This window comes from uncultured Arenimonas sp. (assembly GCF_963976025.1).
Classification (GTDB): Bacteria; Pseudomonadota; Gammaproteobacteria; order Xanthomonadales; family Xanthomonadaceae; genus Arenimonas.
Genome location: NZ_CAXBJS010000249.1, coordinates 1 through 3,020, shown reverse-complemented (window position 1 = coordinate 3,020; position 3,020 = coordinate 1). Strand labels below are relative to the sequence as shown.

Genomic DNA, 3,020 nt, shown 5'->3' with positions numbered 1-3,020 from the left:
ACGGACCCTTGCCGGCCATCATCGCCAGCGTGTTCGGGGGGCCGGCCATGCCGCCATCGGTATGGTCCTGGTGTTCGCCCATGCCGTCCTTGCCCATGGCCATGTAGCCCGGCAGCATCTGGCGAATCTTGGCTTCCACGCCACGCTGATCGACGCCGATGGTGTTGGGCACGTCGTGGCCCATCGGGCCCATGGTGTGGTGCGACATGTGACAGTGGAATGCCCAGTCGCCGGGTACCGCCGTGAACTCGATGTCGCGCATCTGGCCGACGCCGACGATCTCGGTCACCTCGGTGCGCCACTGGGAGCGCGGGAGCCGACCGCCGTCGCCGCCCGTGACGTGGAACTGCACGCCGTGCAGGTGGATCGGGTGGTTCCACATGCTCAGGTTGCCCACGCGGATACGCACGCGCTCACCGGTACGCGCCACGATGGGATCGATCGCCGGGTAGACCTTGGAGTTGAACGTCCACAGATCGAAGTCCTGCATGATCGCCGGGTCGGGGCGCCGGGTGCCCGGGTGCAGGGCGAAGTTGTGCAGCAAGAAGGCGTAGTCGCGGTCGATCCGCACCGCTTCCCCACCCTTGGGGTGGATGATCAGCAAGCCCATCATGCCCATGGCCATCTGCACCATCTCGTCGGCGTGCGGGTGGTACATGTGGGTGCCGTGCTGCTTGAGCGTGAACTCGTAGGCGAAGGTCTCGCCGGGCTTGATCTGCGGCTGGTTCAGGCCACCCACGCCGTCCATGCCGCTGGGCAGGATCAGGCCGTGCCAGTGGATGGTGGTGGCTTCGCGCAGGCGATTGGTGACGAAGATGCGGATCCGATCGCCTTCGACGGCCTCGATGGTCGGTCCCGGCGTGGAGCCGTTGTAGCCCCAGCACATTGCCTTGGAGCCGGGCGCGAACTCGTGCTCGAACTCTTCGGCGACCAGGTGGAATTCCTTGACGCCGCCGTTCATGCGGTAGGGCAGGGTCCAGCCGTTGAGGGTGCGTACCTTGCCCGCCCGCGGCCGGGAGACCGGCGGCGCCTCCGGCGGCGCTGCGGGCTCTTTCATCTGGGTCATGTCGTGGCCCTGACTCTGGGCGCGGGCCATGCCCGTCGCAGCCGTCGTGACCAGACCGGCCCCTGCGCCCAGCAGGATGTCGCGTCGTGTGATCTTCATGGGGTGTCTCCGTGGGCGCTGTGGTCGGGCGGGGTGGGGGTGTCGTCCTCGGTTTCCTTCTCGGCCTCGGTCGGCGGTTCGGCGGCCGGCGGAGCACCATGCATGGAGTGGTCGACCGGTGGCGGCGTCGCCGCGGGCGGTGTCGCGGGCATGTCCATGCGGCTGTGATCCATCCCCTCCATTGCATCGGAGGGCGCAGGTGCCGGCGCGGCCGGCTTCGCCGACATGTCCATGCCGCTATGGTCCATGCCTTCCATGCCTTCCATGCCTTCCATGCCTTCCATGGCATCGGTGGGCACGGGCGTTGGAGCCGCCGACGCGCCCGGCTTCGCCGGCATGTCCATACCGCTGTGGTCCATGCCCTCCATCGCGTCGGCCGGAGCGGTGGGCATCGACGACATGTCGTGGCCGCTATGGTCCATACCCGGCATCGCCTCCTGGGCGGACGGCGTCAGGATGTCTTGCACGCTGGGGGTGCGATCGCCGATGGCAGCGTCGCTGGGCAGGCGCTGGCCAACGGCCCGCATCAGCTCCACGCGGGCCAGCCAGTAGTCGCGCACGGCCTCGAGGTAGCTCTCGTAGGCGTTGTATTCCTGCACCTTGGCCTGAATAAGCTCGAACACTCCGATGAGCATGAAGTTCTGCTCTTGCTGGCTGCGCTCGACCACCTTTTCACGCTGCGGGATCAGGGCCTCGCGGTGGATTGCCACGACCTGGCTCAGTTCGCGGACTTGTTCGGCCCCCAGGCGCACGGCGTTATCGACGCCCAATTCCGCCTGGGCCACACGCGCCCGGGCTTCGGCCAGCAACGCCTCCGCACGCGCCAGTTTGGCTTGGCCCTGGTTGAAGATGGGTAGTTCCAGATCCAGCGTCGGGCCGCGAAGGCGCGTGCCATCGGCGTCACGTTCGCGCTCGTAGCCGATTTCGCTGCCGCCCAGCCAACGCAGCTTGCGCGTGATGCCGAGCGCATCCATCAGGATGTCGGCCTGCTGGCGGGCCGCGAGCAATTCCAGGCTGGACGTGCGCGCCAGCTCCGCCAACTGCTGGGGATCGTCTTCGGCTCCGACCGGCATAGGCAGGCGATCGCTGGTCGCCCAGGCCGCGTCCTCGCCACTGAGGCCCAGCAGGGTGTTGAGGGTCAGGCGGGCGCGGCCGGCGTCCGCGCGGGCCCGGGCGGCGATGATGCGCGCCTCACTGGCGGCCGCCTGCTCCTGCTTGAGCTGCAACTCGCTGATGTTGCCGGCATCAAAGAATCGTTGGGCGAGTTCGGCCGCGGCATCTGCGCCGCCGGCCACCGCCGTGCGCATGTCCGCGACTTGCTGGGCACCCACGTACGTGTACCAGGCGGCCTCCACGTCGGCGGCGACGTTCAGGACCGCGCCGGCGATTTCGAGTTTGGCGCGCTCATACTCAGCGCGGGCCAGGCGCGTGCGCACCGGCAACACGAGCAAGTCGGCCAGCGGCAGGGTCAGACTGGCCAAGCGGTTGTAGCCGCTGCCCGGGTCCAGATAGGACCGTGAAAGCGAGAGGGTGGGGTTGGAGACCTGCACGGCCTCGAGCACGTCGGCCCGGGCCAGGCCCAGCCGGGCATATTCCTGCTGCAGGCGGGGACTACGCAGCATGGCCACGCGCACCGCCGCCTCGGCGGTCATCGGGGCGCCGAGCCACTGGTCGATGGCCTGCCGTTCTGGGGGCGGTTGACCTACGGCGGACCACTTGACCTGCGGGCCGCGTCGCTCGGCCAGCAGGGCATTGATGTCGGTGTCACCGGGGCGCGGGGCCAGGGATGCACAGCCACTCAGGGCCACGCTCAGGGCCACGGCCAGGGCGGCCGGGCGGAAACGTACAGTCTGAC

The 3,020-nt window shown here is 68.6% G+C and carries 2 protein-coding genes; both read right to left on the bottom strand.

From position 1 onward, the window contains the following. Positions 1–1,165, bottom strand: a 1,165-nt coding sequence (locus AACZ35_RS13625; RefSeq protein ID WP_339830204.1) for a copper oxidase, incomplete at its 3' end; no start/stop codon positions are given. Beyond that, on the bottom strand, positions 1,162–3,020 hold a 1,859-nt coding region (locus AACZ35_RS13620), incomplete at its 5' end, for a TolC family protein (RefSeq protein ID WP_339830202.1). The genes AACZ35_RS13620 and AACZ35_RS13625, both read right to left, overlap by 4 nt.